Below are 26,124 nucleotides of genomic sequence, written 5' to 3'. Positions count from 1 at the left end.
CTCCGCCATCAGGCCGTCACCACCGCGAGCGTGTTGTCCTCCACCAGCAACGTGGCGGTGCCGAAGCTGTAGACGTGGTAGCTGATGCCGTCGATCGCCTGGGTGGTGCCGCTGTCGATGGCACCGAAGATGTTGAGCACATCCGCGCTGTCGCCGGTGATCTGCAGCGTGTCGTTGCTGTCGGTGATCGCCAACACCTCCGACGCGGTCAGTGTCAGGGTGCTGCCGGAATCGCCCTTGCCCAGATCGATGCGCTCGATGTTGGAGAGCGTGCCCACGCCCGCCGCGTTGTAGTCCAGGTCGATGCCGTTGGCGAACAGCACGGTATCGAACCCGGCGCCACCGTCGATGCTGGCGAAGTTGGTCGCGGTGATCTGGATGGTGTCGTCGCCATTGCCGGCCAGCACCTGATCGCCACTGCCGACGTTGAAGATCAGGTCGCTGCCGTCGCCGGCGAGGATGCGTTCGCTGCTGCCGTCGGCGCCGGACAGAATATCGATGCCGCCGGTGCCGTTCACGCTGATCGTGCCGATGCCCAGGGCCACGCCACTACCGGACAGGCTGATGCCATAGCGCGCACTGTCGTTGCCGAGCGTGTCGGTGGCGACCACTTCGAAGGCGACCTGCGCGCCGAGGTTGAGCAGGCCCGTGGCGGTGAGACCGAGCTGGCTCAACACGTTGGGGGCGAGCAGGTTCAAGGCGAAGTCGCCGTTGGCATCGGCCTGGATCGGCAGCAGTTCGACGTTGAGCGCCGGCGTGATGACACGGATCGCCAGGCTGGCGTTGGGGTCGGTATTGCCGCTGAGGCCGAAGGTGGCCGGCAGCAGCGCGAAGTCCAGGCCGAAGTCACCCAGGGTCAGCGGCTGCGCGATGTTGGCGCCGACGCCCAGCGAGGCGACCGAACTGGTGTTGCCGGCCGGATCGGCGCCGACCACCGAGACCTGCGCGCTCAACAACTGCGACCAGCTCAGGCCGATATCCAGACCGGTGAGCAGGTCCAGCGAGGCCAGGCCGCTGTTGTCGGCGTTCAGCGTGGCCGTGGCCTGTACCCCGCCGACGTTGACGTTGACCGTCAACGCGGTGCCCGGCTCGCTGGAAATCGTCAACAGGTTGCCGACCAGCGACAACACCGGCGTGGCCGGCGGGATCGTGTCGATGGTGAAGCCGACCGCGGACGAGGCCGGGCCGCCGTTGAGATCGGCGGTGACCGTCGCTGCGCCCTGCGGCAACGCGGCGCCGCCACTGGGCGGCAGCACCGATACGATCACATTGCCGGCCGCGAGGTCGGCGCTGGTGAGCGTGTGCGGGACATCCACGACGTAGCCGTTCTGGCCGGCGAAGTGCACGGTGACCACCTGCCCGACCAGCATGTTCGGCCGCAGTTGCACCACCACCTGGATGCCGTCGCCGATTTCCGCAGCATTGATCCAGGTATCGCCTGCCTCGGGCACGCTGAGAAGCGGCGGCGACAGGTCCGGGGCGGTGAGCAGTGCGGGCGGGCTGACGTTGCCGGCGGCATCCACCGCCACCACCGACAACGCCTGCCCGATCACCAGCGCCGGCACCAGCGGCAGGCTGAAGGCGCCGTTGCCATCGGCCTGGACCAGCAGCGGGTTGGCGGTATCGCCGTTCACGACCACGCGCAGTTGCGCGTTGGCTTCGGCGGTACCGGTGAGCAGGCTGCCATCCAGGCTGATCGTGACCAGCGGCGCTGCCGGCGCCGAAGCATCCACCGTGGTGGTCGCCGGCGGACTGACGTTGCCGGCCGCATCGGTGGCCACGGCGTTGACCACGGTGCCGTCCGGCAGCGCGGCGCCTGGCGTCACGCTCCAGTTGCCCGCGCCATCGGCAGTGGTTTGTCCGATCAGGGTGCCGTTGCCGTCGGTCACCGTCACCGTCGCACCCGCTTCCGCGGTGCCGACGATCGCCGTGCCATTGCTCGGCTGCAGCACCGGCGCCGCCGGTGCCAGCGCGTCCACCGTGGTGGAGGCCGGCGGGCTGGCATTGCCGGCCGCATCGGTGGCCACGGCGTTCACCACCGTGCCGTTCGGCAACGCGGTACCCGGCGTCACGCTCCAGTTGCCCGCGCCATCGGCGGTGGCCTGGCCGATCAGCGTGCCATTGCCATCGGTGACCGTGACCGTCGTGCCCGCTTCTGCAGTGCCGACGATGGCCGTGCCGTTGCTCGGCTGCAGCACCGGCGCCGACGGTGCCAATGCGTCGACCGTGGTGGACGCCGGCGGGCTGGCATTGCCCGCCGCATCGGTCGCCACCGCGTTGACGACGGTGCCGTTCGGCAACGCGGTGCCCGGGGTCACGCTCCAGTTGCCCGCGCCATCGGCACTGGTCTGGCCGATCAGCGTGCCATTGCCGTCGGTGACGGTGACCGTCGCTCCCGCCTCGGCGGTCCCGACGATCGCCGTGCCGTTGCTCGGCTGCAGCACTGGCGCTGCCGGTGCCAGCGCGTCGACCGTGGTGGACGCCGGCGGGCTGGCATTGCCGGCCGCATCGGTGGCCACGGCGTTGACCACGGTGCCGTCCGGCAGGGCGGCGCCCGGGGTCACGCTCCAGTTGCCCGCACCATCGGCGGTGGTCTGCCCGATCAGCGTGCCGTTGCCATCCGTCACCGTCACCGTCGCGCCTGCTTCCGCGGTACCGACGATCGCCGTGCCGTTGCTCGGCTGCAGCACCGGCGCCGCCGGTGCCAGCGCGTCGACCGTGGTGGAGGCCGGCGGGCTGGCATTGCCGGCCGCATCGGTGGCGATCGCGTTGATGACGGTGCCGTCCGGCAACGCGGCACCCGGGGTCACGCTCCAGTTGCCGGCACCATCGGCGGTGGTCTGCCCGATCAGCGTGCCGTTGCCGTCGGTGACGGTGACCGTCGCACCCGCTTCGGCGGTCCCGACGATGGCCGTGCCATTACTCGGCTGCAGGACTGGCGCCGCCGGTGCCAGGGCATCCACGGTGAGCGATGCGGGCGGGCTGACGTTGCCGGCTGCGTCGGTGGCAACGGCATTCACGACGGTGCCGTCCGGCAACGCCGCGCCTGGGGTCACGCTCCAGTTGCCCGCGCCATCGGCGACGGTCTGACCGATCAGCGTGCCGTTGCCGTCGGTGACCGTCACCGTCGCACCCGCTTCGGCGGTCCCGAGGATCGCCGTGCCGTTGCTCGGCTGCAGCACCGGCGCCGCCGGTGCCAGCGCATCCACGGTGAGCGACGCGGGCGGGCTGACGTTGCCGGCCGCGTCGGTGGCCACAGCGTTCACGACCGTGCCGTCCGGCAACGCCGCGCCCGGGGTCACGCTCCAGTTGCCCGCGCCATCGGCGGTGGTCTGGCCGATCACCGTGCCGTTGCCGTCGGTGACGGTGACGGTCGCGCCGGCCTCCGCCGTGCCGACGATCGCGCTGCCATCGCTCGGCTGCAGGACTGGCGCGGCCGGGGCCAGCGCATCCACGGTGGTCGTCGCCGGCGGGCTGGCGTTGCCGGCGGCGTCGGTGGTGACGGCGGTGATGAGCGTACCGTCGGGCAGCGGACTGGCGGGAACGAGGCTCCAGTTGCCGGACGCATCGACCGCGGCCTGCCCGATCACGGCGCCATTGCCGTCGGTGACGGTCACCGTCGCCCCGGCTTCGGCCGTGCCACTGATCTCACTGCCGTTGCTCGGCTGCAGCACCGGCGCCGCCGGCGCCACCGCATCCACCGTGGTGGTGGCCGGCGGACTGACCGTGCCGGCCGCATTGCTGGCCACCGCCGTGATCACCGTGCCATCCGGCAACGGCGTGGCCGGGGTGAAGCTCCAGTTGCCGGATGCATCGACGGTGGTCTGCCCGATCGGCGCGCCGTTGCCATCGGTCAGGGTGATGGTGGCACCCGCTTCCGAGGTACCGGCGATGACACTGCCGTTGCTGGCGTCGATGACCGGCGCCGCCAGCAGATCCGGCGCCTGCACGCTGGCCGGCGGACTGGTGTTGCCGCCCGGATCGGTCACCACCACGGTCAGCGTCTCGCCATCGGTCAGCGGCGGCTGCAAGGGCACGGTGAAGGTGCCATCGCTACCCACCACCGCCGTGAAATCGGGCACGCCATCGCCGTTGGTATCCACGCCCACCGTCGCGCCCGCCTCAGCGGTGCCGCTGAGGCTGCCGCCATCGGCCGACACCTGCAGATTGTCCGCGGCGGCCGGCGGCGTGGTGTCGGGCGCGTTGACGCTGGCGCCGGGGCCGGTGTTCCCGGCGGTATCGGTCACCACCACGGTGACGGTCTCGCCGTTGGTCAGCGGCGGCTGCAAAGGCACGGTGAATGTGCCGTCGCTGCCGACCACGGCGGTCACGTCCGGCACCCCATCGCCATTGGTGTCCACGCCCACGGTTGCGCCCGCCTCCGCGGTGCCGGTGAGGGTGCCGCCGTCGGGCGACACCTGCAGGTTGCCGGCCGCACCGGGCGGGGTGACGTCCGGCGCCTGCACCATCGCCGGTGGGCTGTTGGCGCCCACCTGGTCGATCACCACCACCGCCACCGTTTCGCCATCGAGTAGCGGAGCCGGCATCGTCACGGTGAAGCTACCGTCGTTGCCGACCATCACCACGTGCTCTGCCTGGCCGTCGCCATTGGCATCCACATGCACCCAGGCACCGGGCTGGGCGTTGCCGGAGAGTTGCATGCCGTCCTCGGAAATCTGCAGATTGCTCGCCGCCGCGGGCGGTGCAGACGCCGTGGGTGGCGACGAGGCCGGTGGCGGCACGATCAGGCTGCTGTCATCCCCTTTGCCCATGCTGCCAAGCGCAGCGGCGCCCGCGGCCACGCCGCCGCCCAGCAGCAGCGGCCCGAGCAGACCGCCTGAGGAGGCACCCATGCCGGCCGCGGTCAAGGATTCGAACCCGGCCTCGCCCGCCGCCGGCACATAGCTGGCCAGCAACGCGCCCTCGTCGCTGGTGCTCGCGAACTGCACCGCCACCAAACGCTCGTCCTGGGTCAGGAACAACTGGCTCGGCTCCGACGCGGCATCGAAGAAGTGCGCGATGCGAACCGTCTCGCCGTTCTTCATCCGCACCAGCAGATCGTCGCCCTCACGCGTGTAGCCGGCGACGTTGTCCGGCGTCACGTCCAGCACCACCTGGCTGGCCTGGGCGAGGTTCACCACGCCGTCCACCGGCAGCGGCTGGGCCTTGGCACGTGCGGGATCGGCGCCTTGCGGGACAACCTTGACCTGAATATTCATGACGAACACTCCTTTCGCGAGATTGGGCGGAAACCTGCGGGCGCGAGCCGAGGGCATGCGGCGGTCGGCGCGGCTGGACGCCGTGTCGGCCGGTGCGCAGGCAATACCTCACCTGCGCGGCCCTGTTGGTCCACGACACGCATTGGATCGGTGATCGAACAACGCAGCGCGCAAACGCCGCGCGCCGCGTCCTGGTGAACGCAGCTACGGCTGGCGTCGGTGTCGTTGCAAAGGGGGAACCCAGGGGTGAGGCGGGCGGCGGCGATGCGCAGCGTGGCTGGGCGAACGAGGCGAACGGGCGGTGTCCAATGACATCACGGGCACTCCTGATGAAAGCTGAAACAGGTCGAACGGCAAGACGGCAAAACCATGTGCAGATGACGCTGCGCCGACATGCCTCGCCTGCCTCGCGAGGTGCCCACCCTCAGGTCCGGATCGATCGTGCCGCGTATTCGCCAATGAACTGGCACTACGCGGTCCCCCCTTTCCGTTTGCACGCGCCGATATTTGCCAACAACGACACACAGAGGCAATAAATCGGCACAAATGCGTAACGCAATTGTGTTTCGCACCACACTACAGCGACGCTTTTTTCACAAAGCCCGCTGCGGGTTTTTCCAGGGTGTTGCGCAACGCAATAAAAAAATGACGCTCACCTGCACGAGTGTGGAGCGCGAGGCGGCCGCGGATGTCGAAGCGCTCCCATGCACGGTTGCCTCTTCGGTTACGGACCACGCGGTTGCGGCGAACGCATCGCTGCCGCCCCGCCTGCTCATGGCGATCGGCTCTTCGAACCTGGACGGTCGGCAGCGTGGCGCTTGCAGCGTCGCAGTGCCGGGGCGCGACGCTGCCTGGCTCAGTACACCGGCAGGCTGATGAAGCTGGCCTGCTGCGGCGTGTGCCAGATCCGCTGCGTCGCCTTCTGGTAATCGCCGGGCTTGGCGAAGTAGATGTTGGGCACGTAGGTCTGCGGATTGCGGTCGTACAGCGGGAACAGGCTCGACTGCACCTGCACCATCACCCGGTGGCCGCGCTCGAAGGTGTGGTTGGCCGTCGGCAGGCCGAAGCGGTAGGCCAGCGGCTGGTTCGGGGTCAGCGGCGCCGGATGCTCGAAGCTCTCGCGGTAGCGGCCGCGGAAGATCGCCAGCGACACCGGCAGCTCGTAGCCGCCCAGCTTCGGATCGGACGCCATCTGGTCCGGGTACACGTCGATCAGCTTCACCACCCAGTCGCTGTCGCTGCCGCTGGTGGAGGCCTGCAGGTTCACCTGCGGCGCGCCGGCGATGCGCAGCGGCGCCTGCAGCGGTTCGCTGACGAACGTCAGCACGTCCGGGCGGCCATCGACGAAGCGCTGGTCGTGCACCAGCCAGGTGGTCCACATGTCGCGGTCGCCGAACACCACCGGACGCGGCACGAACGGCACCGGCTTGGCCGGGTCGGACACGTACTCGGTGTACTCGCCCTGCCCGGCCTTGGGCGCCTCGAACGAGACGCGGCCACCGGCCTCCAGGTACAGCGGCTTGCTTTGCGCCGGGCAGCCCTGCGCGCAACTCAGCGGCCAGCGTTGCAGGCGGTCCCAGTGGTTGGCGCCGGTGTCGTAGATCAACACCGGCGGCGTGTCGGCCTTGGGCGCGCCATCGACCAGGTACTGGTCGAAGAACGGCTTCAGCACGTCGCGGCGGAACTGCAGCGCGGTGTCGCCGTCGAACTGCAGCGCACCCAGCGAGGCGCCCTCGTAGTTGACCTGGCTGTGCCGCCACGGCCCCATCACCAGGTAGTTCTTGTCGTTGCCGGTGTCGCGCGGCTCCATCGCCTCGTAGCTGTGGATCGCGCCCCACATGTCTTCCTGGTCCCACAGGCCCTGCAGCCACATCGTCGGCACCTTCAGCGGGGTGCGCGCCATCACCTTGTCCAGCGCCTGCTCCTGCCAGAACGCATCGTAGGCCGGGTGCTCGGTGAGCTTGCGCCACCACGGCAACTGCTCCAGCCCGGCGGCCTTGGCGTAGTCGCCGGCCGAGCCGGCGCGCAGGAAGTTGCTGTAGTCGTCGTAGCCCTGGCGCGGGATGCCCTCGCCCTTGCCGCGCCGGGTCATCTGCCCGGTGAAGTAGTCCAGGTTGACCTGGCGGAAGGCGCCGTAGTTGAGCCAGTCGTCGCCCATCCAGCCGTCGATCATCGGGCTTTCCGGCGCGGCCACCTTCAGCGCCGGATGCGGATCGGCCAGCGCCATCACCACGGTGAAGCCCTCGTAGGACGAACCGATCATGCCGACCTTGCCGTTGGATTCGGGCACGTGCTTGACCAGCCAGTCGATGGTGTCCCAGGCGTCGGTGGCGTGATCGACCTTGGTCGGGTTGAGCGGCCCGCGTAGCGGCCGGGTCACCACGTAGTCGCCCTCGGAGCCGTACTTGCCGCGGATGTCCTGGAACACACGGATGTAGCCGCCGTCGACGAACACTTCGTCCCCCTGCGGCAGCAGATCGCGCATGTGCGGCGAGGCCAGCCGGCTGGCGCGACCGCTGGCGTCGTAGGGCGTGCGGGTCAGCAGGATCGGCGCGCCGTGCGCGCCCTTGGGCAGCACGATCACCGTGTGCAGCTTGACCCCGTCGCGCATCGGAATCATCACCTCGCGCTTGACGTAGTCGTTGGCCGCGGTCGGCACGACGAACGGCTTGCCGGTGATGTCCGGGGTCATCGGCGCGGTCTGGGCGAACGCGGTGCCGGCGGTGGCGAGGGCGACGGCAGCGGCGAGCAGGCAGGGAGCGAGGCGGCGCATGGGCGTTGGATCCCGAGAGGAGGCGAATCCGCGACGCTAGGCGACGGCGCCTCGCTCGGCAAGTGACAAAGGCTGGGTCGCCGGCCGCGCTGGACCGCCGCCGCGACATGCAGGGCGCCGCGCGCCTCGGCCCAGGCCGATCAACCCAGGCCGGTGCCTGGTCCCATCACCGCCACGAACAGGACGCTGGCCACAACCCCAGCCACGCACCACGCATGCCCCAGTTGCAGGCGCCTCGGAGCAGCCGCGGGCGCCGCCGGCACCGCGACGCGCAGCATGCCCGCCATCGCCAGAAAGCCGGTCGCCACGCCCGAGGCCAGTACCAGCATCCACCCAACCGGATTGGACACGGCGCCGAGGACCAGTACGCCGGCGAATCCGAGATACGACAGACGGCAGGCACGCAGCGCAGCCTGGTCATCCAGCAGGCCATCGGCGCACAGCGTCGCCAGCGTGGCGTCGACCGCGTGCACGGCGGCCATATACCCCATCGCGCCGATGAGTCCCAAGGGCACGCGCCAGGCCGCGACCGAGGGAACGCCGGCGAACACCGTCGCCCAGTCGCCGCTTCTCAACACCGCCGAATACACCGGAGACGCAAGCGCGTCGAACAGGTTGAAACTGCCGAACACCCACGCGAAATACCGCCATGCCGGCGACAGCGCGCGCCAGCGTGCGGCCACCAGCGTCAGGGCCGCGCACAGATTGAACGCAGGGCCGGCCAGGGCGATCCATGGCGAGCTGCCGAGCGTGCTCAAGCCGACCGTCGACAGCCGCAGCAGCTTCACCCCAGGTGTGACGGCGGCGACAGCCGTATGCGCCAGTTCGTGCCCGACGTCGCCGAGCACCGCCGCCAGTGCCGCCACCGCCAGCAGCGTCACGCCGCTGCTGGCCTCGCGACCACCCGCCATGTCAATGCCGCACTTGGCCTTCGCCGCGCACCACGAAGCGCTCCACGGTCAGCGCTTCCAGGCCCATCGGGCCGTAGGCGTGCAGGCGCGTGGTGGAGATGCCGATCTCCGCGCCCAGGCCGAGTTCACCGCCGTCGGAGAAGCGCGAGGACGCATTGACCATCACCACCGCCGCGCGCAGCGCCTGCACGAACGCTTCGGCATTGGCCGCGTCCGCGGTGGCGATGACCTCGGTATGGTCCGAGCCGTAGCGGCGGATGTGCGCGATCGCCGCATCCAGGTCCGGCACCACCGCGATCGCCAGGATCAGATCCAGGTATTCGGCGGCGTAGTCGTCATCGCTGGCGCTGTCGATGTCCGGCAACAGGGCGCGGGTGGCGGCGTCGCCGCGCAGGGCGACGCCGCGCTCGTGCAACGCCTGCGCCGCCAGCGGCAGGAAGCGTGCGGCGACGTCGACATGCACCAGCAGCGTCTCCAGGGAATTGCAGGCGGCCGGTCGCGTGGTCTTGCCGTCGACCAGCAGTTTCACCGCTAGGTCCAGGTCCGCCGAGGCATCGACGAACAGATGGCAAACGCCCTTGTAGTGCTTGATCACCGGCACCCGCGCGTGTTCGGCGACGAAGCGGATCAGCCCCTCGCCGCCGCGCGGGATCGCCAGGTCGACGATGTCGTGGAGCTGCAGCAGCTCCAGCATGGTCTCGCGGCGCAGATCCTCGACCAGGGTCAGCGCGGCCTCGCCGATGCCGGCCTCGCGCAGCGCCCGGCGCAGCGCCGCAGCGATGGCGGTGTTGGAGTGGATCGCCTCGGAACCGCCGCGCAGGATCACGCCGTTGCCGGCCTTGATGCAAAGGGCCGCAGCGTCGGCGGTGACGTTGGGCCGCGCCTCGTAGATCATTGCCACCACGCCCAGCGGCACGCGGATCTTCTGCACGCGGATGCCGTTGGGGCGCACGTCGTCGCGGGTGACCTGCCCCACCGGATCGGGCAGGGCCGCCACCTCGCGCAGCGCCGCGGCGATGCCGTCCAGGCGCTTGCGGTCCAGCGCCAGCCGATCGAGCATCGCGCTGCCGACGTCCTTGGCCCGCGCCGCGTCCAGATCGCGCGCATTGGCGGCGAGGATCGCCTCGGCATCCGCTTCCAGCGCTGCCGCCATCGCCTCCAGCAGCGCCTGTTTGGCCGGCGGCGACAACTGCGCCAGCGCTTGCGCGGCATCGCGGCATTGCAGGGCCTGGGTGCGGATGGAGGTCGTCATGGGGTGAGTTCCAAGTAAGTGGGTGGTTTTGGGACGGGACCCGGGACCCGGGACCCGGGACCCGGGACCCGTAAGGCTGGGCGTCTGCCGAATGCCGTCAAGCCAACGCGTCGCAAAAAGCAAGCCAGCGCGACAACAGCGCCCTGCCGCTATGCCGCCGTCCCGGGTCCCGGGTCCCGGGCCCCGAGTCCCGGCTTCTCCAGCACCACCAGATCGTCCCGATGGATCACGTTCTCGCCGTAGTTGTAGCCCAGGATCGCCTCGATGTCGCGCGAGTGGCGGCCGGCGATACGGCGGATGTCCACCGCCGCGTACTGGCTGACCCCGCGCGCCAGGCAGCGCTCGCCGGCTGCGTCGCGCAAGCGCACCTCGACCATGTCGCCGCGGCGGAACTCGCCCACGGCGCCGGCCACGCCGCCCGGCAACAGCGAGGCGCCCTTGTCGAGCAGCGCCGTTGCGGCACCGGCGTCGACCAGGATCGCCCCAGGCTCCACCGGCACGTGGTGCAGCCAGTACTTGCGTGCGGCGATGCGGGTGCGTGCGGCATGGATGCGGGTGCCGCGCAGGCGGTCCTGGGCCAGGCCGCGCACCACCTCGGCGCTGCGGCCGTTGAACAGATAGGTTTCGATGCCGGCGGCGCCGGCCTTGGCCGCGGCCTCCAGCTTGGTACGCATGCCGCCGGTGCCCACGCCGCTGCCACTGCCGCCGGCCATGGCCAGCACCGCCGCGCTCAGCTCCTGCACTTCGTGCAGCGGCTGTGCCTGCGGATCCCGGCGCGGGTCGGCGGTGTACAGACCATCGATGTCCGTAGCGATGAACAGCGCATCGGCGTCGACCAGCGCGGCGACGATCGCGGCGAGGTTGTCGTTGTCGCCGAGCTTGAGTTCGTCCACCGACACAGTGTCGTTCTCGTTGACCACCGGCAGTGCGCCCAGCCGCAACAACTCGCCCAGGGTGGCGCGTGCGTTGAGGTAGCGGCGTCGGTTGCGCAGGTCATCGTGGGTCAACAGCACCTGCGCCACCGGCCGTTCGAAGAAGCGCTGCCACAGCGCGATCAACTGCGCCTGGCCGAGCGCGGCCAGCGCCTGTCGTGCCGCCAGCGCCGCACCGGCCTCGGCAGCCTTGGGCACGATGGCGCGGCCAGCGGCCACCGCGCCGGAGGAGACGATCACCAGTTCGCGGCCGGCCGCCAGATTGGCCGAGACGAACTGCGCCAGGCCCAGCGCGAAGCGCGGGGTCAGCCCGCCGCCGTCGGCGGCCAACAGGCTGCTGCCGACCTTGAGCACCGCGCGCCGCCAGGACGGCAGCGGTTGCTCGGGGAACGGCGACGCAGCGGTGGCGACGTGCGGAGTCATCCAGGCGGCCTCAGCGGACGTTCCATTCGTGCACGGTCAGGTCGGACACCTGCATCGTCACCAACGGATCGGTGGCAACGATGGCCTGTGCCTCGGCCAGGCTCGCGACGTTGCACAGCAGGTAGGCGCCGCCGCTGCCGTCGGCGAATCCGCCGGTCAGCTGCAGCCGGCCCTGCGCGCGCAGCGCATCGAGGAAGGCAAGATGCGGCTGCACTGCGGCAGCGTCAAAATCGGGCCGGCGCATCGCCAGCACCAGGTAGAGCGTGGTCATTGCGAAGCCTCCAACGCAGCGGGTTCCCGGTCGCCGTGGCTGTGCGGTGCCGACACCACCAGGAAGCGGACATCGGCGTTCGAGGCATTGCGCATCCGGTGCGTAGCGCCCGGCGGCACGTGCAGGCCGTCGCCGGCATGCAGCACGTGCACGACGCCTTCCAGCTCCAGCGCCGCCTCGCCGTCCAGCACCCGGAAGAACTGGCGCGCGCGCAGGTGGCGGTGGCGCACCTCGGCCGAGCCGGGCGGCATGCGCTCTTCGAGCACGCTCAGGTCCGGCACGTCCAGCAGATGCCAGCCATCGCAGCTGCCGCCCCAGGTGTAGTGACGGGCCGAGGCGATGTTGACCGCGCTCATCCGGCCAGCGCCTGCCAGCGCGCGCGCAGCTCGTCCAGGCGCAGATCGGCGGCGGCGCCGGGCGAGACCCGCGCCGCCAGGCTGCCTTCCGGCGTACGCCCCTGCCCCGCGCTGTCGGCGGACGCCGCGGCGGCCTGGTAGGCCTCGCGGAACGGCACGCCGGCCACCGCGGCTTCCACCGCCACGTCGGTGGCGTACATGCCCGAATCGATCGCCGCGCGCAGCCTGTCCTCACGCCACTCCAGGTTGGCCAGCAGCGCCGGCAGCAGCTCCAGCGCCGCCAGGCCGCGGCCGAAGCCATGGAAGATCGCGCCCTTGCTGCTCTGCAGGTCGCGGTGATAGCCCGACGGCAGCGACAGCAACTGTTCGATCTCGGTGCGCGCGGCGGCCACGCTGGCGTGGGTGGCGCGCATCAGTTCGATCACGTCGGGGTTGCGCTTGTTGGGCATGATCGAACTGCCGGTGGTGTACTGCGCCGGCAGCGCCACGAAACCGAATTCGCCGCTGGTGAACAGCGACAGGTCCCAGGCCAGGCGGCGCAGATCCAGGGTGGCGCTGCCCAGCGCTTCCAGCGCGGCCATCTCGAACTTGCCGCGCGAGAGCTGCGCGTAGATCGGGCTGACCTGCAGCCGCGCGAAGCCCAGCGCGGCGGTGGTGTGGGCGCGGTCCAGCGGCAGGTTGACGCCGTAGCCGGCGGCGGTGCCGAGCGGATTGCAGTCGACCAGGCGCAGGGTGTCGCGGGCGCGGATCGCGTCGTCGATGAAGGCCTCGGCCCAGCCCGCCCACCACATGCCGGCCGAGGACACCACGGCGCGCTGGATGTGGGTGTAGCCGGGCACCGGCAGATCGCGCTCGGCCTGCGCGCGGTCCAGGGCCACCTTGGCGATCTCCGCGCTCAGTTGCGCCAGGCGCGCCAGCTTGTCCTTCAGCCACAGCCGGGTGGCGACCAGGATCTGGTCGTTGCGGCTGCGCCCGGTGTGGATCTTGCGCCCGGCATCGCCCAGGCGCTCGGTCAGCCGCGCCTCAATTGCCGAGTGGCCGTCCTCGAAGCGCGCATCCAGCACGAACGCGCCGCTGCGAAAATCCTCGGCCAGCACCGCCAGTTCGCGCCGCAGCCCGGCCAGTTCGTCGGCGGACAGGATGCCGATGCGCTGCAGGCCTTCGGCGTGCGCGCCGCTGGCGGCGATGTCGTGCAGGAAGAACTCGCGGTCCAGGAGCACGTCGTCGCCGGCCAGGAACGCCTGGATCTGCGTGTCGACGGCGACGCCGGGTTTTTGCCAAAGCAGATTGGTCATTTGGGGTCCTTTTTTTTCCGGGACCCGGGACCCGGGACTCGGGACCCGGAAAAGCAAAAGCATCGGCTCTTGCTTCTCCGGGTCCCGGGTCCCCGGTCCCGGGTCCCGACGATTTCAAACGGGAATCGACGTCAGCTCGTCCACGCCCAGCGCCAGGTTGAGGTTCTGCATCGCCTGCGTCGCGGCGCCCTTGAGCAGGTTGTCCAGGGTCGCCACCAGCACCAGCCGCTTGTTGCCCGGGGCCAGGGTGAAGCCGCCGAGCTGCACGCCGTGGCGGCCGGCGATACGGCTGACCCACGGCGCCTCGTCGATCACCTCGATCAGCGGCTCGCCGGCATAACGGGCGCGATACAGCTGCTGCACCGCCTCCAGCTTCAACGGCTGCTGCAGCCATAGGTTCACGGTCATGGTGATGCCGCGGAAATGCGGCGCCACGTGCGGCATGAACTCCACCGGCAGGCCGAGCTGCGCGGACACCTCGCGCTCGTGCATGTGGTCGGTCAGCGCGTACGGCATCAGGTTGTCGTGCAGCAGCGCCGGGTTGTTCTTGTCCGACGGGGTGGTGCCGGCACCGGAATAGCCCGACACGCCGAAACACTGCGGCGGGCCGGCGAGCTGCTCGCGCAGCGGCGCGATCGCCAGCTGCATCGCGGTGGCGTAGCAGCCCGGGTTGCTGATGCGGCGCTGCCCGGCATAGCGCGTGCGGGTCAGTTCCGGCAGGCCGTAGTACCAGGCCGGGTCGAAGCGGTAGTCGGCGGACAGATCGACCACGATTGGATCGGCCGCACCGGCGGCGACCGCCGCGTCCAGCGCCGCCACGTAGGGCGCGGCCTTGCCGTTGGGCAGCGCCAGCACCACCACGTCGGCGCGCTTGGCGACCACCGCCTCGGGATCGAGGTTCTCGTAGCGCAGCTCGCCTTGGTAGGTGGCGTGGTGCGCATCGACGCGCTGCCCGTCCAGTTCGCGCGAGGACAGGAACGCCAGGCGCAACTGCGGGTGCGCGCAGATCAGGCGAATCAGTTCGGCGCCGGTGTGGCCGCGGGCGCCGACGATGCCGATGGAATGGATGGGTGACGTGCTCATGCGTGCGAATCCAGGCGGAACTGCAGGTGGCGTTTCACCCCGGCCCATTCCGTATCGATGATGGAGAAGATGACGGTGTCGCGCGGGGTGCCGTCGGCGTGGCGCTTGTGGTTGCGCAGCACGCCGTCCTGCTTGGCTCCCAGCCGCGCGATCGCGGTGCGCGAGGCGTGGTTGAACCAACTGGTCTCGAACACCACGCTGAGGCAGCCAAGGGTGTCGAAGGCGTGGCCGAGCAACAGCAGCTTGGCCTCGGTGTTCAGGCCGCTGCGCTGCACCCGTGGCGCATACCAGGTGTAGCCGATCGACAGCGTCGGCACCTGCGGATCCAGGCCGTAGAAGCGCGTGCTGCCGACGATCTCGCCCTGCGCATCGCGCACCACGAACGGCAGCACCCGGCCCAGCGCCTGCACCTCCAGCGCCGCGGCGACATAAGCCTCCACCCGTTCCGGCGCCGGCACATTGGTATACCACAGCGCGTCCAGGCCGCTGCCGCGCACGGCATCACGCAAACCCTCGGCATGCGCCGCCTGCAGCGGTTCCAGGCTGACGTGGCGCCCGCGCAGCGTCGGCACGTGGCGCCAAGCCTCGGGAAGGACGGGATCGATGCTGGAGATGGGGACGGTCATGATGGCGGTGCCGCTCAGCCCTGCAGGGTCGGCGTGCGCGTGGCGCAATGCGCCACGCAGTGCTGGATCTGCTCGAAGCTCTCCAGCCCGTACCAGAACACCTTCCACTTCTCCTGCTTGAAGCAGCCGTCGGACTCGGCGTAGTAGAAGATATTGACCTGATTGTTGTGGCGCGAGCGCCAGAACAGCTGCGGCGTCTCCTCGCGCATCACGTTCCACACCGCGCGCCCCAGGCCCTCGCCCTGCGCATCGTCGAGCACGGCGAACTTGTCCAGGTAGGTGTAGCCGCCCTCGTCGGTGAGGATCACCGCGGTGCGGTAGTTCTCGCTGACGTAGGCGCGCAGCAGCGTGGTGGTATCGAAATAGTCCGGCACCAGGGTGCGGCCGAAGCTGGATTCGATCAGGGTCTTCAGCCGCGGCAGGTCCAGCTCACCCCACGTCGTGGCGCGCAGTACCTTCTCGCCACGCCGCACCAGGGTACCCGAGCCCTTGTGGGTGAACAGCTCCTTGGCCAGGTCGGCCGGGCGCGTGATCGACACCGACGACTCCAGCGGCAGCCGGTCCAGCAGGTCCTTGATCTGTTCGATCTTCACCTTCATGCCGCCATGGATCCACGGCTGCGCGATCAGGTGGTCGTACTCGGTGGACAGGTTGATCGAATCGATCACCGTGCCGTGCTCGTCGAGCAGGCCGCCGGTGCCGGTGAGGAAGATGATCTTGTACGGCTGCAGTTCCTGCACCAGTTCGTTGGCGGCGAAATCAGCGTTGATGTTGAGGATCTGCCCGCTGGGGGTCTCGCCCAGGCTGGTGATGACCGGGATCGAACCGGCCTGCAGGCTGGCCTCGATCGGCGCCAGGTTCACCGCGGTGACCTCGCCGACCAGTCCGTAGATGTCGCGGTCCAGGTACTGCGCCTCGAACACGCCGCCGGTGATCGAAGTGGCGCGCGCACCGTTCTGCTGCAGCGCCTCGACCAGCTTGAGGTTGGAGGCCTGGAACACCCGGCGCACGATCGCCAGCGCTTCCGGCGAGGTCACCCGCAGGCCATTGACGGTCCGCTTGTCGATGCCGGCGGCGGACAGTTCTGCATCCAACTGCGGACCGGCGCCGTGCAGCACGATCGGGGTCAAGCCCACTTCCTGCAGGAACGACAGCGAGGAGGTCAGCGCCTCCAGGTCATCGCGCAACACCGCGCCGCCGACCTTGACCACAGCGAAGCGCTTGGCGTCCAGTTGCGAGAAGCGCTTGAGGTACTGGCTGATCTCCTTGGCGCTGGCCATGCTCGAGAGCAGGCGCACGATGGTCTGGCGGGTTTGGCGGTTGGCGTGCATGGCGTGGGGCGATGTCCGAAGGAATCCAGGGTGGAGCCGATCGCGGGATCGGTCCGGGGGGAGTGGGAAGGCGTGCGGCTCAGTGCGCGCCGTTGATGATGCGGTGCACCGCGTCGGCGTAGCGCTGCAGTTGCTCCAGCGTCACGAACTCATCGGCGGTGTGCGCCTGGGCGATGTCGCCCGGGCCGTAGACCAGCGCGGTGTAGCCGCCGGCGGAGAACAGCGAGGCTTCGGTCCAGAAGTCCACCGCGTTGCCGATCGGCAGCTCCAGCGCATCGGCGACGTCGCGCGCGGCCAGGCGCTTGTCCTCGGCGCGCGCGATGTCGCCAGAGGGCAGGCTCGGCCCGCGGAAGGTCTCCTCGAAGTGCGCCGCGGCCGGCTCGGCGAAGCCGGCGAAGGTCGCCAGCAAGGCGTCCACGTCCATCGACGGCAGCGGCCGGAAGCCGAAGCGCAGCTCCGCCGCCGGCGCGATCATGTTGGCCTTGATCCCGCCCTCGACCCGGCCGATGTTGAAACGCAGCCCGGTCAGCCCGCCGAAGCGCGCGTGCGCCAGCGACTCCACGTGGTCCAACGCACGGCCGCCCCAGCGCATCGCCTGGTGCAGCGCGCTGGCCGCGGCGTCCTGCTTGCCCGAGGCATGCCCGGCATGACCGGCGAAGCGCATCAGCACCGAACTGATGCCGCGGTGCGCCAGCACCGCCTCGCTCATGGTCGGCTCTGCCACCAGCACCGCCTCGTAGGCGATGCCGCGGGCCAGGAAGGCGGCGATGCAGCGCGGGTCGTTGGCTTCCTCGTCGCTGGAGAACAGGAACGCGGCATCGCCGTCGCCGGCATTGGCCGCGGCCAGCAGCGCCGCCGCCGCGCCCTTGATGTCGCACACGCCCAGGCCGACCACGCGATCGTCCAGGCACCGCATCGTGTGCGGATCGGCGCTCCAGTGCGGCGAATCTGGCACCGTGTCCAGGTGCACGTTGAACAGGTACCTGGGCGTGCCGCGTACCGCGTACAGGCTGACCGCGCCGGCGCCATGATCGATCACCTCCACCGCGAAGCCGGGCAGCTGCGCGCGGAGGTAGTCGAAGATGCCATCGGTGCCGATCGCCCGCGGCGGATTGCGGGTGTCGAAGGACACCAGCTGCTGCAGGTGATCGAGCGTGGAGGTGAGCAGATCGGTCATGGTCAGTCGGGCAGCCGTGGTGCGTCAGATGAATCCTTCTCCCTTCGGGAGAAGGTGCCCCCGAAGGGGGCGGATGAGGGTCCGAGCGAAGCCTCGTGCAGAGAAATATCGCGCGCGCTTCGCGCCCGTACCCTCACCCCAACCCCTCTCCCGACGGGAGAGGGGCTTTGCTCTTTCAGCGATTCACCTGCGCGTACAGCGTCGAACTCATCCCGAACAGCTTGATGAAGCCCTCGGCTTCGGCCACGCCCCAGTCCGCCGACTGCGCGTACGTCGCGCCCTTGGCGTTGAGCAGGTGCGGCGACTTCACCGCCACCGCGTCGACGCGGCCGCCGCGGGTTTCCAGCGTCACTTCGCCGTTGACCATCGCCTGCGACGACTTCAGGAAGGCTTCCAGGTCGGTCTTTAGCGGATCGTGGTAGAAGCCTTCGTAGACCAGCTCCACCCACTTGCGCGACACGTCCGGCTTGAAGCGGTTCTGCTGCTTGGTCAGCACCGCGTCCTCCAGCGCGCGATGCGCGGCCAGCAGCGCCACCAGGCCCGGCGCCTCGAACACGATGCGGCCCTTCAGGCCGATCACGGTGTCGCCGGTATACACGCCGCGGCCCACGCCGTAGGGCGCGAACAGCTTGTTGAGCTTGGCCAGGATCTGTTCGCCCGGCAGCGCCTTGCCGTCGAGCTCGACCGCCTCGCCCTGCACGAACTTCAGCTTCACCGTCAGCGGCTCGCTCGGCCACGCGCTGCGCGGCGCGCACCAGCCGCGGGCGCCCTCGCCCGGCGCTTCCCAGCGGTCGATCTCGCCGCCGGACATGGTCAGGCCGAGCAGGTTCTCGTTGATGGTGTAGGCCTGCTGCTTGGCGCGCACGCCGAAGCCGCGCTCTTCCAGGTATTTCTGCTCGTAGGCGCGGGTCTGGGTGTGTTCCTTCTGGATTTCGCGGATCGGCGCGACGATCTCGTAGTCCCCCAGCGCCTTGACCGCCAGGTCGAAGCGCACCTGGTCGTTGCCCATGCCGGTGCAGCCGTGGGCGATGACCTTGGTGCCCAGCTCCTCGGCGCGCTTGAGCGCGGCATCGACGATCAGGTAACGGTCGGAAACCAGCAGCGGGTACTGGCCCTGGTAGCCCTCGCCGGCCCACACGAACGGCTTGACGAAGCCGGCCCAGATCGCCGGGCCGCCGTCGACGGTGACGTGGCTGGCCGCGCCCAGTTCCGCGGCGCGCTTCTCGATGAAGTCGCGCTCCTCGGCATCCACGCCGCCGGTATCGGCGAACACGGTGTGCACGGCATAGCCCTTGGCCTGCAGGTAGGGAATGCAGAAGCTGGTGTCGAGGCCGCCGGAGAAGGCGAGGACGATGTCCTTGAGGCCGGGATTCGGGAGTGGGGAGTCGGGATTCGTGGAAGCGGTTTGCTGCGACATGGGGGCGTCTCTCTGCGGTTGACTAAGTTAGGAGCGGAAGGGCAGTCGCTGCTGCGACTCCCCAATCCCGAATCACGAATCCCGGCGGCCCTGGCCGGCAAGCGCCGCCATGATCGCCTTCTGCACATGCAGGCGGTTCTCGGCCTCGTCGATGGCGATGCAGTTGGGCGAATCCATCACCGCGTCGGTGGCCTTGACGTTGCGGCGCAGCGGCAGGCAGTGCGAGAACACGCCGTTGTTGGTCAGCGCCATCTTGCGTTCGTCGACGATGAAGTGCTGGTACTGGTCGCGGATCGGCTTCTCCGGGCCCCAGTTGCCGAAGAACGGCAGCGCGCCCCAGCTCTTGGCGTAGACCACGTCGGCGCCGGCGTAGGCGCTGTCGATGTCGTGGCTGACGGTCAGCGAGCCGCCGCTCTCCTGCACGTTCTGTGCGGCCCAGCCCATGTAGCGCTCGTCGAGCACGTAGTCCGGGGTCGGGCACAGCAGGGTCACGTCCATGCCCAGGCGGGTGGCGATGGTCAGTGCGGAATTGGCCACCGCGGTGTTCAACGGCTTGGGATGGTAGGTCCAGGTCAGCACGTACTTCTTGCCGCGCAGGTCGCGGGTGCCGAAGTGCTCCTGCAGCGCCAGCGCATGCGCCAGCTCCTGGCACGGATGGGTGATGGTCTCCATGTTGATCACCGGCACCGGCGAGTACTTGGCGAAGCTCTTCAGCACCAGGTCCTCGCGGTCCTTGGCCCAGTCGACGAACTTCGGGAAGGCGCGCACGCCGATCAGGTCGACGTAGCGGCCCAGCACTCGCGCCACCTCGGCGATGTGCTCTTCGGTGTCGCCGTCCATCACCGTGCCCAGGTCGAACTCGATCGGCCACGCGTCCTTGCCCGGCTGCAGCACCACCGCGTGGCCGCCGAGTTGGAACGCGCCCAGCTCGAAGCTGGTGCGGGTGCGCATGGACGGGTTGAAGAACACCAGTGCGATCGACTTGCCCTTCAGCTCGCTGCCGAGGCGGTTGCGCTTGAACAGCGCCGCCTGGGTCAGCAGCGCGTCGAGCTCGGCGCGGCTCCAGTCCTGGGTGTTCAAGAAGTGCTTCAGAGACATCGATCGATCCTTTGCAGCGGTGGGGACGCGGGACGCGCGGGAGGTTCCATGCGTTGTTCTTTACGGGTGAAACTTTTCCGGCCGATGAAAACGAAAAAACCCAGCCTCGGGCTGGGTTTTCAGAACGAACGGCACGACGCTCCGGTTACCCAGCGAGAATGTGGGATTCCGGTCGACGCGCGCGCGACGTCATGCCCGAGGCCATGCGTGCGGCGCTGAGATCGTGCTGGGGCAGGTTCGCTTTCATCGGCGCGCATCCTCGCACGCGCACGCCACAGGCGCAAGCGCGCGCGGCGCTCAGCGCGGCGGCACCACGACCGCGTCGGGCACGTACGGCGCCACCGAGACGCGGATGCGCAGCCGGTTGCCCGGATCCTCGGGCAGCCGCGAGCGGTACTTGGTGCCCTTGTAGACATAGTCCACGTCATAGGCGATGGGCCGGCGGAATTCGCGGCCGACTTCGACCATCCGGCAGTTGCGCCCGCCCGCCGGTGCCGCGGCCGGCGCGGCCGCCTGCTGTGCCGGCTCCTCGTGGCGGCGACTGAAAATGTCCTTCACCGAATCCATCAGCCGGTTGAAGCGGCTGTCGTCCTCGGCCGGCTTGGGCGCCGGCGCGGCCGGTGCAGGCGCAGGGGCCGGATCGCATTGCTGCTCGGTGCGGGTGGCGCGCAAGGTCTGGTAGACCGGCTCCACGTTCAGCACCTGGGCGTAGTCCAGCTTGACGTTCTCGATCACCACCACCCGGTTGCGCGCCTCGGAGTCCTGCGCCCAGGCCGGCGCGACGGCGCAGGCAAGGATGCCGACCAGCGGCAACAACGGGATCGGACGCATCGGCAGCAGGCTTCGCAAGGGCGGACCAGTGAGTGTAGGCATGGCGGCTTGCGTCGGGCTGAACGCGAGCCGACGGCCGCGCTCCTCGCCGGCACAGGGCGTGCCCTCCATCCCCGCGTACGCCGCGCCGGCCAGGCCCAACCCGAAGGGCCACGGGTGTGTGCGCCCGCCGCTGCGTCATCCAAATCCTCGCTCTTCCTTGCCATAGGCACGCGCAACTGCGGCGCGGCACGCGCGGGGACCGATGACCCGCCCCGGGGCCGCTGCCGGTAGAATCGGGCGGTTTCCCCACCGCCGATGCCGATGAGCCTGCGCCTGCACAACAACCTGACCCGCCGGGTCGACGTCTTCGAACCGCTCGATCCGGTGGCCGGCCCGACGCTCTACGTCTGCGGCCCCACCGTCTACAACTTCGCGCACATCGGCAACGCCCGCGGCCCGGTGGTGTTCGACGTGCTGGCGGCGCTGCTGCGGCGCCGCTACGGCAAGCTGCGCTACGCCCGCAACATCACCGACGTGGACGACAAGATCAACGCCGCCGCGCAGGCGCAGGGCGTGCCGATCTCCACCATCACCGACCGCTTCGCCGCCATCTACCGCCAGGACATGGCCGCGCTGGGCGTGACCCCGCCGGACATCGAGCCGGCAGCCACCGCGCACATTCCGCACATCGTGGCGATGATCGAGCGGCTGATCGCCGGCGGCCATGCCTATGCCGCCGAGGGCCACGTGCTGTTCGCGGTGGCCAGCTTCGCCGGCTACGGCAAGCTGTCGCGGCGCGACCCGGAGGAGATGCTGGCCGGCGCCCGCGTCGAGGTGGCCCCGTACAAGCGCGACCCGGGCGACTTCGTGCTGTGGAAACCCTCCAGCGACGACCTGCCGGGCTGGGACTCGCCATGGGGCTGCGGCCGTCCCGGCTGGCACATCGAGTGCTCGGCGATGGCCGCCGCGCACCTGGGCGAGACCATCGACATCCACGCCGGCGGCGTCGACCTGCAGTTCCCGCACCACGAGAACGAGATCGCACAGAGCGAATGCGCCCACGGCGGCGCCACGTTCGCCCGCGTGTGGCTGCACAACGGCATGCTGACCTTCAGCGGCGCCAAGATGAGCAAGTCGCTGGGCAACATCGAGACGGTGCACGACCTGATCGCCCGGCACCGGCCCGAAGCGCTGCGCTGCGCCCTGCTGAGCGCGCACTACCGGCAGCCGCTGGACTGGTCCGACGCCCTGATCCAGGCCCAGGTCGCCCGGCTCGACGGCCTGTACGGGACGCTGCGCGACCTGCAGGCCATCGACGCCGAGGCGGTCATTCCGGCCGAGATCGAGCAGGCCCTCGACGACGACCTCAATACGCCGCTGGCGCTGTCGGTGCTGTCGAGCCTGGCGACACGGGCGCGGCAGGCGCTGCGCGAGGCGGCGCCGGCCGGCGGCCCCGATCCCGCCGATGGCGAGCAACGTGCGGACGCGCTGCGCCAGGCCAAGGGCCGCCTGCTCGGCGCCGGCCTGGCCCTGGGCCTGCTGCAGCAGGACCCCGAGGTCTGGTTCCAGGGCGCCGGCAGCGACGACGACGCCCGCATCCAGTCGCTGATCGACGCCCGCAGCGACGCCAAGAAGGCCCGCGACTTCGCCCGCGCCGACGCCATCCGCCAGGAACTGGCCGAGGCCGGCATTGTCCTGGAGGACACGCCGCAGGGCGTACGCTGGAAGCGCGGGTAGAAACATCCCTTTTGTAAAGGAAGGCAAGGCTGTTCCCTTCTCCCACCGGGAGAAGGTGCCCCGCAGGGGCGGATGAGGGTACGGTGCGAAGCGACTCGCATAGACAATTCGCGAGGCTGCGCCCGTCCCCTCACCCCAACCCCTCTCCCGGAGGGAGAGGGGCTTACAAGGCGCCCCTCAGGGGCCGGATGGGGGTACGGCGCGAAGCGACTCGCATAGACAGTCCGCGAGGCTGCGCCCGAACCCTCACCCCAACCCCTCTCCCGGGGGGAGAGGGGCTTTATACCGCTTGATCTTGGATTCCCGATGACCGACACCGACTTTCCGCTCGAACCCACGCCCGCCGACGCGCAGGCCGCCATCGCCGAGGAATTCGGCTTCTTCGGCGACTGGTCCGAGCGCTACCAGTACCTGATCGACCTGGGCCGCAAGCTGCCCGCCTTTCCCGAGCACTGGAAGACCGAGGAGCATCGCCTGCACGGCTGCCAGTCGATGGTGTGGATCGTGCCCGAGGGCAATGCCGAGCGCCTGGTGTTCCATGCGATCAGCGACTCGGCGATCGTCTCCGGCCTGATCTACCTGGCCCTGCGGGTCTATTCCGGGCGCAGCGCCGCGGACATCCTCGCCACCGCGCCGGACTTCGTCGCGGCCATTGGCCTGGGCAAGCATCTGTCGCCGACCCGCAGCAACGGCCTGGCCGCGCTACTGGCCTTCATCCAGGACACCGCGCGCGCCCAGCAGGCATGAGCGCGCCCCTGCCCACCCCGCAGACCCTGCGCACGCTGCTGGCGCACCCCGGCTTCGCCCTGGTGCTGGCCTACCGCATCCTGGCGATGCTGTCCTACCAGATCGTCGCGGTCACGGTCGGCTGGCACATCTACGAGATCACCCGCGATCCGTTCTCGCTGGGCCTGATCGGGCTGGCCGAGATCCTGCCGTTCTTCTGCATCGCCCCGTTCGCCGGCTACCTGGTCGACCACCTGCCGCGGCGCTATCTCGGCATGCTCGCCAGCGTCGGCCTGATCGCGACCGCGGCGGTGCTGCTGGCGGTGAGCCGCGGCTGGCTGTCCGCGCACGGGGTGTGGCCGATCTACGCGGCGATCGCGCTGACCGGCGCCGCGCGCGCGTTCCTGTCGCCGGTGTACAACGCGCTGTTCGCCCGCGTCCTGCCCCGCGAGGCCTATGCACGCGGCGCCAGCGTCGGCAGCGTGGCGTTCCAGGCCGGCATGGTGATCGGCCCGGCGCTGGGGGGCCTGCTGGTCGGCTGGGGCGGCAAGAGCCTGGCCTACGGCACCGCCATCGGTGCCTCGACCGCGGCGCTGCTGGCGCTGTGGCTGCTACGCGTGGCCGAGCCGGTCCACGACGGCCCTCGCGCGCCGATCTTCCGCAGCATCGCCGAAGGCGCGCAGTTCGTGTTCTCCAACCAGATCATGCTCGGCGCGATGGCGCTGGACATGTTCTCGGTGCTGCTGGGCGGCGCGGTGTCGATGCTGCCGGCCTTCATCCACGACATCCTGCACTACGGCCCCGAGGGCCTGGGCATCCTGCGCGGCGCGCCGGCGCTGGGCTCGATCCTGGTCGGCGTGTGGCTGGCGCGGCACCCGCTGCAGCGCAATGCCGGACGCGTACTGCTGCTGGCGGTGGCCGGCTTCGGCCTGTGCACCATCGCCTTCGGCCTGTCGCGGCACTTCTGGCTGTCGGCGGCGATCCTGCTGGCCTACGGTATGTGCGATGGCGTCTCGGTGATCGTGCGCTCGACCATCCTGCAGCTGGCCACCCCGGACGCGATGCGCGGCCGCGTCTCCTCGATCAACGGCATCTTCATCGGCTCGTCGAACGAGCTGGGCGCGTTCTACGATGGTGTGATGGCGCGGCTGATCCACTTGGTACCGGCAGTCGTGCTGGGCGGCTGCGTGACCCTGGGCGTGGTCGGCATCACCGCGTGGAAAGCGCCCAAGCTGCGCAATCTGGATCTGCGCGACCTGCAGTAGGTCCGGTGGACGGCGCGCCTGCGTCGTCGCAACGCGTGCGCGGTCAGGGCATGGCCTCGCCGTGCATCATGCGCAGCGACACCGTTGCCTGCGCGCCGCGCAACATCCTTCCGTACGCGGTGACGACTGCGCTCACCGCGCGGCCGCCACTGCATGCGCCTGCGCCTCGTCGTCGGCCCAGGCATGCGCGCAATCCGGCACGCCGGCCGGCTGCGTCAAGCCGCCCCGCCCCGCCAGGAACCGGCAGGTGGCGGCGAACACCGCCGGCACCGCGCGCGAGCGGATCGGCGAGGCCAGCACGTGATTGTCCGCCCCGGGGAAGTCCACCGCCTGGCGCAAGCCCGGCGGCGTTCCCAGTTGCTTGAACATCGCCTGCAGCGCCGCGACCGACACCGTGCGGTCCTGGTGCTGCGGATCGCGGTAGTAGTAGCCGAGGAACACCGGCACATGGATGCGCGCATAAGTCGCCGGCTGCATGCCGCCGCGGGTCAGCGCCGCCAGCGCGCGATAGCCGTCCAGGTGGGTGGCGTCGGCCCAGTAGGCGCTGTCGATCGGATAGCGCAGGATCGGATCGCCACCGTTGTGCGTCCAGGCCAACAATTGCGCGCCCCACGGCCACAGCATCGGCTGCAACTGGTCGCCGTACTCGCGCACCAGCGGCGACCACAGCACCAGCGCCTGCACCTGCCGCGGATTCGCCGCCACCGCCTGCAGCGCCAGCGCGCCGCCCATCGAATTGCCGATCACCACCACGCGGTCGCCCAGTACCCGGGTCACCGCCAGCGCCTCGGCCGCGCCGGCGAGCAGGCGCCCGGCATCGACGCCGCGCAGCGCATCGGCCGCGACCAGCCCATGCCCGGGCAGGCGCGGCAGATACAGATTGCAGCCGAAGCTGCGCGCCAGCCGCACATGCGTGGGTGCGCCCTCGCCCTGGCTGGCGGTGAAACCATGCACATAGACCATGGCGCACGCGCGTCGCCCCGGATGCGCCGGATCGGCCCAGACGATCCGCGCCTGGTTGTCCGGACGCACCCCAGGCGTGGCGCGCTCGCGCGCATCGATCCAGGCCTGCAGCGCCAGCGGATCCTGCGGTACCGCCGGCGCCGCCACCTGCGGCAGGGCCACGCTGACCCGCGGCCCCAGCGCAACGACCGCCAGCAATGACAGAGCGATCAGGATCGGCAAGCGCCAACGACGGCGGCGTTTGCGCACGTGAGGCGCGGACAAATCGGCATTTTGGCTCAAGGGCGGCGCTCCGTTATCGATGCAGCCCCGGATACATAATGGAAACAATTTTCAAGCAATGACATGGATTGTCAGCACCGACATGGCGATATACCACGCCCGTCATTATGCGACACGGTCATGACAGGCACATTTAAACCCGCTCGAAAGCGACCCAAGATACTGAAATTCCAA

General features: G+C 69.8%; 19 protein-coding genes. 3 read left to right on the top strand and 16 right to left on the bottom strand.

Annotation, left to right across the window (positions count from 1 at the left end):
- Positions 1 to 8: 8 nt before the first annotated feature.
- From GGR71_RS07915 to GGR71_RS07845, 15 genes are all read right to left on the bottom strand, one after another.
- Positions 9 to 5,219: an Ig-like domain-containing protein gene (locus tag GGR71_RS07915; protein ID WP_184451791.1), complete on the bottom strand. Its 5,211-nt coding sequence runs from the start codon at positions 5,217 to 5,219 to the stop codon at positions 9 to 11.
- An 856-nt stretch (positions 5,220 to 6,075) separates the two neighbouring features.
- Entirely contained in the window at positions 6,076 to 7,992 is a 1,917-nt protein-coding gene (locus GGR71_RS07910) for a CocE/NonD family hydrolase (protein ID WP_160962264.1), read from the bottom strand.
- A 140-nt stretch (positions 7,993 to 8,132) separates the two neighbouring features.
- The gene (locus GGR71_RS07905) at positions 8,133 to 8,873 is read right to left on the bottom strand and encodes a hypothetical protein (RefSeq protein WP_184451789.1); all 741 of its coding nucleotides are present in this window, start codon (positions 8,871 to 8,873) and stop codon (positions 8,133 to 8,135) included.
- A gap of 31 nt (positions 8,874 to 8,904) precedes the next feature.
- Positions 8,905 to 10,155 carry a glutamate-5-semialdehyde dehydrogenase gene (locus GGR71_RS07900; RefSeq protein ID WP_160962260.1) on the bottom strand — a complete coding sequence of 417 codons (1,251 nt, stop codon included), beginning with the start codon at positions 10,153 to 10,155 and terminating at the stop codon, positions 8,905 to 8,907.
- Between the two features lie 149 nt (positions 10,156 to 10,304).
- A complete protein-coding gene (gene proB, locus GGR71_RS07895; RefSeq protein ID WP_160962258.1) occupies positions 10,305 to 11,510 on the bottom strand; it encodes a glutamate 5-kinase in 1,206 nt (401 codons plus the stop codon).
- Positions 11,511 to 11,520: 10 nt separating this feature from the next.
- On the bottom strand, positions 11,521 to 11,781 hold the full coding sequence (locus tag GGR71_RS07890; RefSeq protein WP_160962256.1) for a YciI family protein: 261 nt from the start codon (positions 11,779 to 11,781) through the stop codon (positions 11,521 to 11,523).
- On the bottom strand, positions 11,778 to 12,137 hold the full coding sequence (locus tag GGR71_RS07885) for a cupin domain-containing protein (protein WP_160962254.1): 360 nt from the start codon (positions 12,135 to 12,137) through the stop codon (positions 11,778 to 11,780). Before GGR71_RS07885 ends, GGR71_RS07890 begins: the two co-directional genes overlap by 4 nt.
- On the bottom strand, positions 12,134 to 13,432 hold the full coding sequence (gene argH, locus GGR71_RS07880) for an argininosuccinate lyase (RefSeq protein ID WP_160962252.1): 1,299 nt from the start codon (positions 13,430 to 13,432) through the stop codon (positions 12,134 to 12,136). Before argH ends, GGR71_RS07885 begins: the two co-directional genes overlap by 4 nt.
- Positions 13,433 to 13,546: 114 nt before the next feature.
- Entirely contained in the window at positions 13,547 to 14,515 is a 969-nt protein-coding gene (gene argC, locus GGR71_RS07875) for an N-acetyl-gamma-glutamyl-phosphate reductase (protein ID WP_160962250.1), read from the bottom strand.
- Entirely contained in the window at positions 14,512 to 15,141 is a 630-nt protein-coding gene (locus GGR71_RS07870) for a GNAT family N-acetyltransferase (RefSeq protein ID WP_184451787.1), read from the bottom strand. The genes argC and GGR71_RS07870 overlap by 4 nt, the downstream gene beginning before the upstream one ends.
- 14 nt (positions 15,142 to 15,155) lie before the next feature.
- Positions 15,156 to 16,472: an acetylglutamate kinase gene (locus tag GGR71_RS07865; RefSeq protein ID WP_160962248.1), complete on the bottom strand. Its 1,317-nt coding sequence runs from the start codon at positions 16,470 to 16,472 to the stop codon at positions 15,156 to 15,158.
- Positions 16,473 to 16,551: 79 nt separating this feature from the next.
- Entirely contained in the window at positions 16,552 to 17,649 is a 1,098-nt protein-coding gene (locus GGR71_RS07860) for an acetylornithine deacetylase (protein ID WP_160962246.1), read from the bottom strand.
- Positions 17,650 to 17,824: 175 nt separating this feature from the next.
- Positions 17,825 to 19,066, bottom strand: a complete 1,242-nt coding sequence (locus tag GGR71_RS07855) for an argininosuccinate synthase (RefSeq protein WP_160962244.1) — start codon at positions 19,064 to 19,066, stop codon at positions 17,825 to 17,827.
- 72 nt (positions 19,067 to 19,138) lie between these two features.
- Complete coding sequence (locus tag GGR71_RS07850) at positions 19,139 to 20,164, bottom strand: N-acetylornithine carbamoyltransferase (protein WP_160962242.1); 1,026 nt, start codon at positions 20,162 to 20,164, stop codon at positions 19,139 to 19,141.
- Positions 20,165 to 20,461: 297 nt separating this feature from the next.
- A complete protein-coding gene (locus GGR71_RS07845) occupies positions 20,462 to 20,995 on the bottom strand; it encodes a hypothetical protein (protein WP_048488857.1) in 534 nt (177 codons plus the stop codon).
- 303 nt (positions 20,996 to 21,298) lie between these two features.
- On the opposite strand from GGR71_RS07845, the gene cysS reads away from it, so the two are divergent.
- The 3 genes from cysS (at position 21,299) to GGR71_RS07830 (ending at position 24,705) form a co-directional block, all read left to right on the top strand.
- Complete coding sequence (gene cysS / locus GGR71_RS07840; protein ID WP_160962240.1) at positions 21,299 to 22,714, top strand: cysteine--tRNA ligase; 1,416 nt, start codon at positions 21,299 to 21,301, stop codon at positions 22,712 to 22,714.
- Positions 22,715 to 23,020: 306 nt separating this feature from the next.
- Complete coding sequence (locus GGR71_RS07835) at positions 23,021 to 23,461, top strand: SufE family protein (RefSeq protein ID WP_017912501.1); 441 nt, start codon at positions 23,021 to 23,023, stop codon at positions 23,459 to 23,461.
- Positions 23,458 to 24,705 (top strand): MFS transporter, encoded by a 1,248-nt coding sequence (locus tag GGR71_RS07830; protein WP_184451785.1) that lies wholly within the window; start codon positions 23,458 to 23,460, stop codon positions 24,703 to 24,705. The genes GGR71_RS07835 and GGR71_RS07830 overlap by 4 nt, the downstream gene beginning before the upstream one ends.
- Before the next feature lie 132 nt (positions 24,706 to 24,837).
- On the opposite strand, the gene GGR71_RS07825 is transcribed toward GGR71_RS07830, so the two are convergent.
- Positions 24,838 to 25,890, bottom strand: a complete 1,053-nt coding sequence (locus GGR71_RS07825; RefSeq protein WP_237474473.1) for an alpha/beta hydrolase — start codon at positions 25,888 to 25,890, stop codon at positions 24,838 to 24,840.
- Positions 25,891 to 26,124: the final 234 nt, after the last annotated feature.

Source organism: Xanthomonas sp. F1 (assembly GCF_014199855.1).
Note: the sequence above shows the minus strand (reverse complement) of the source record. Positions and strands in the feature narration are given on the sequence as shown.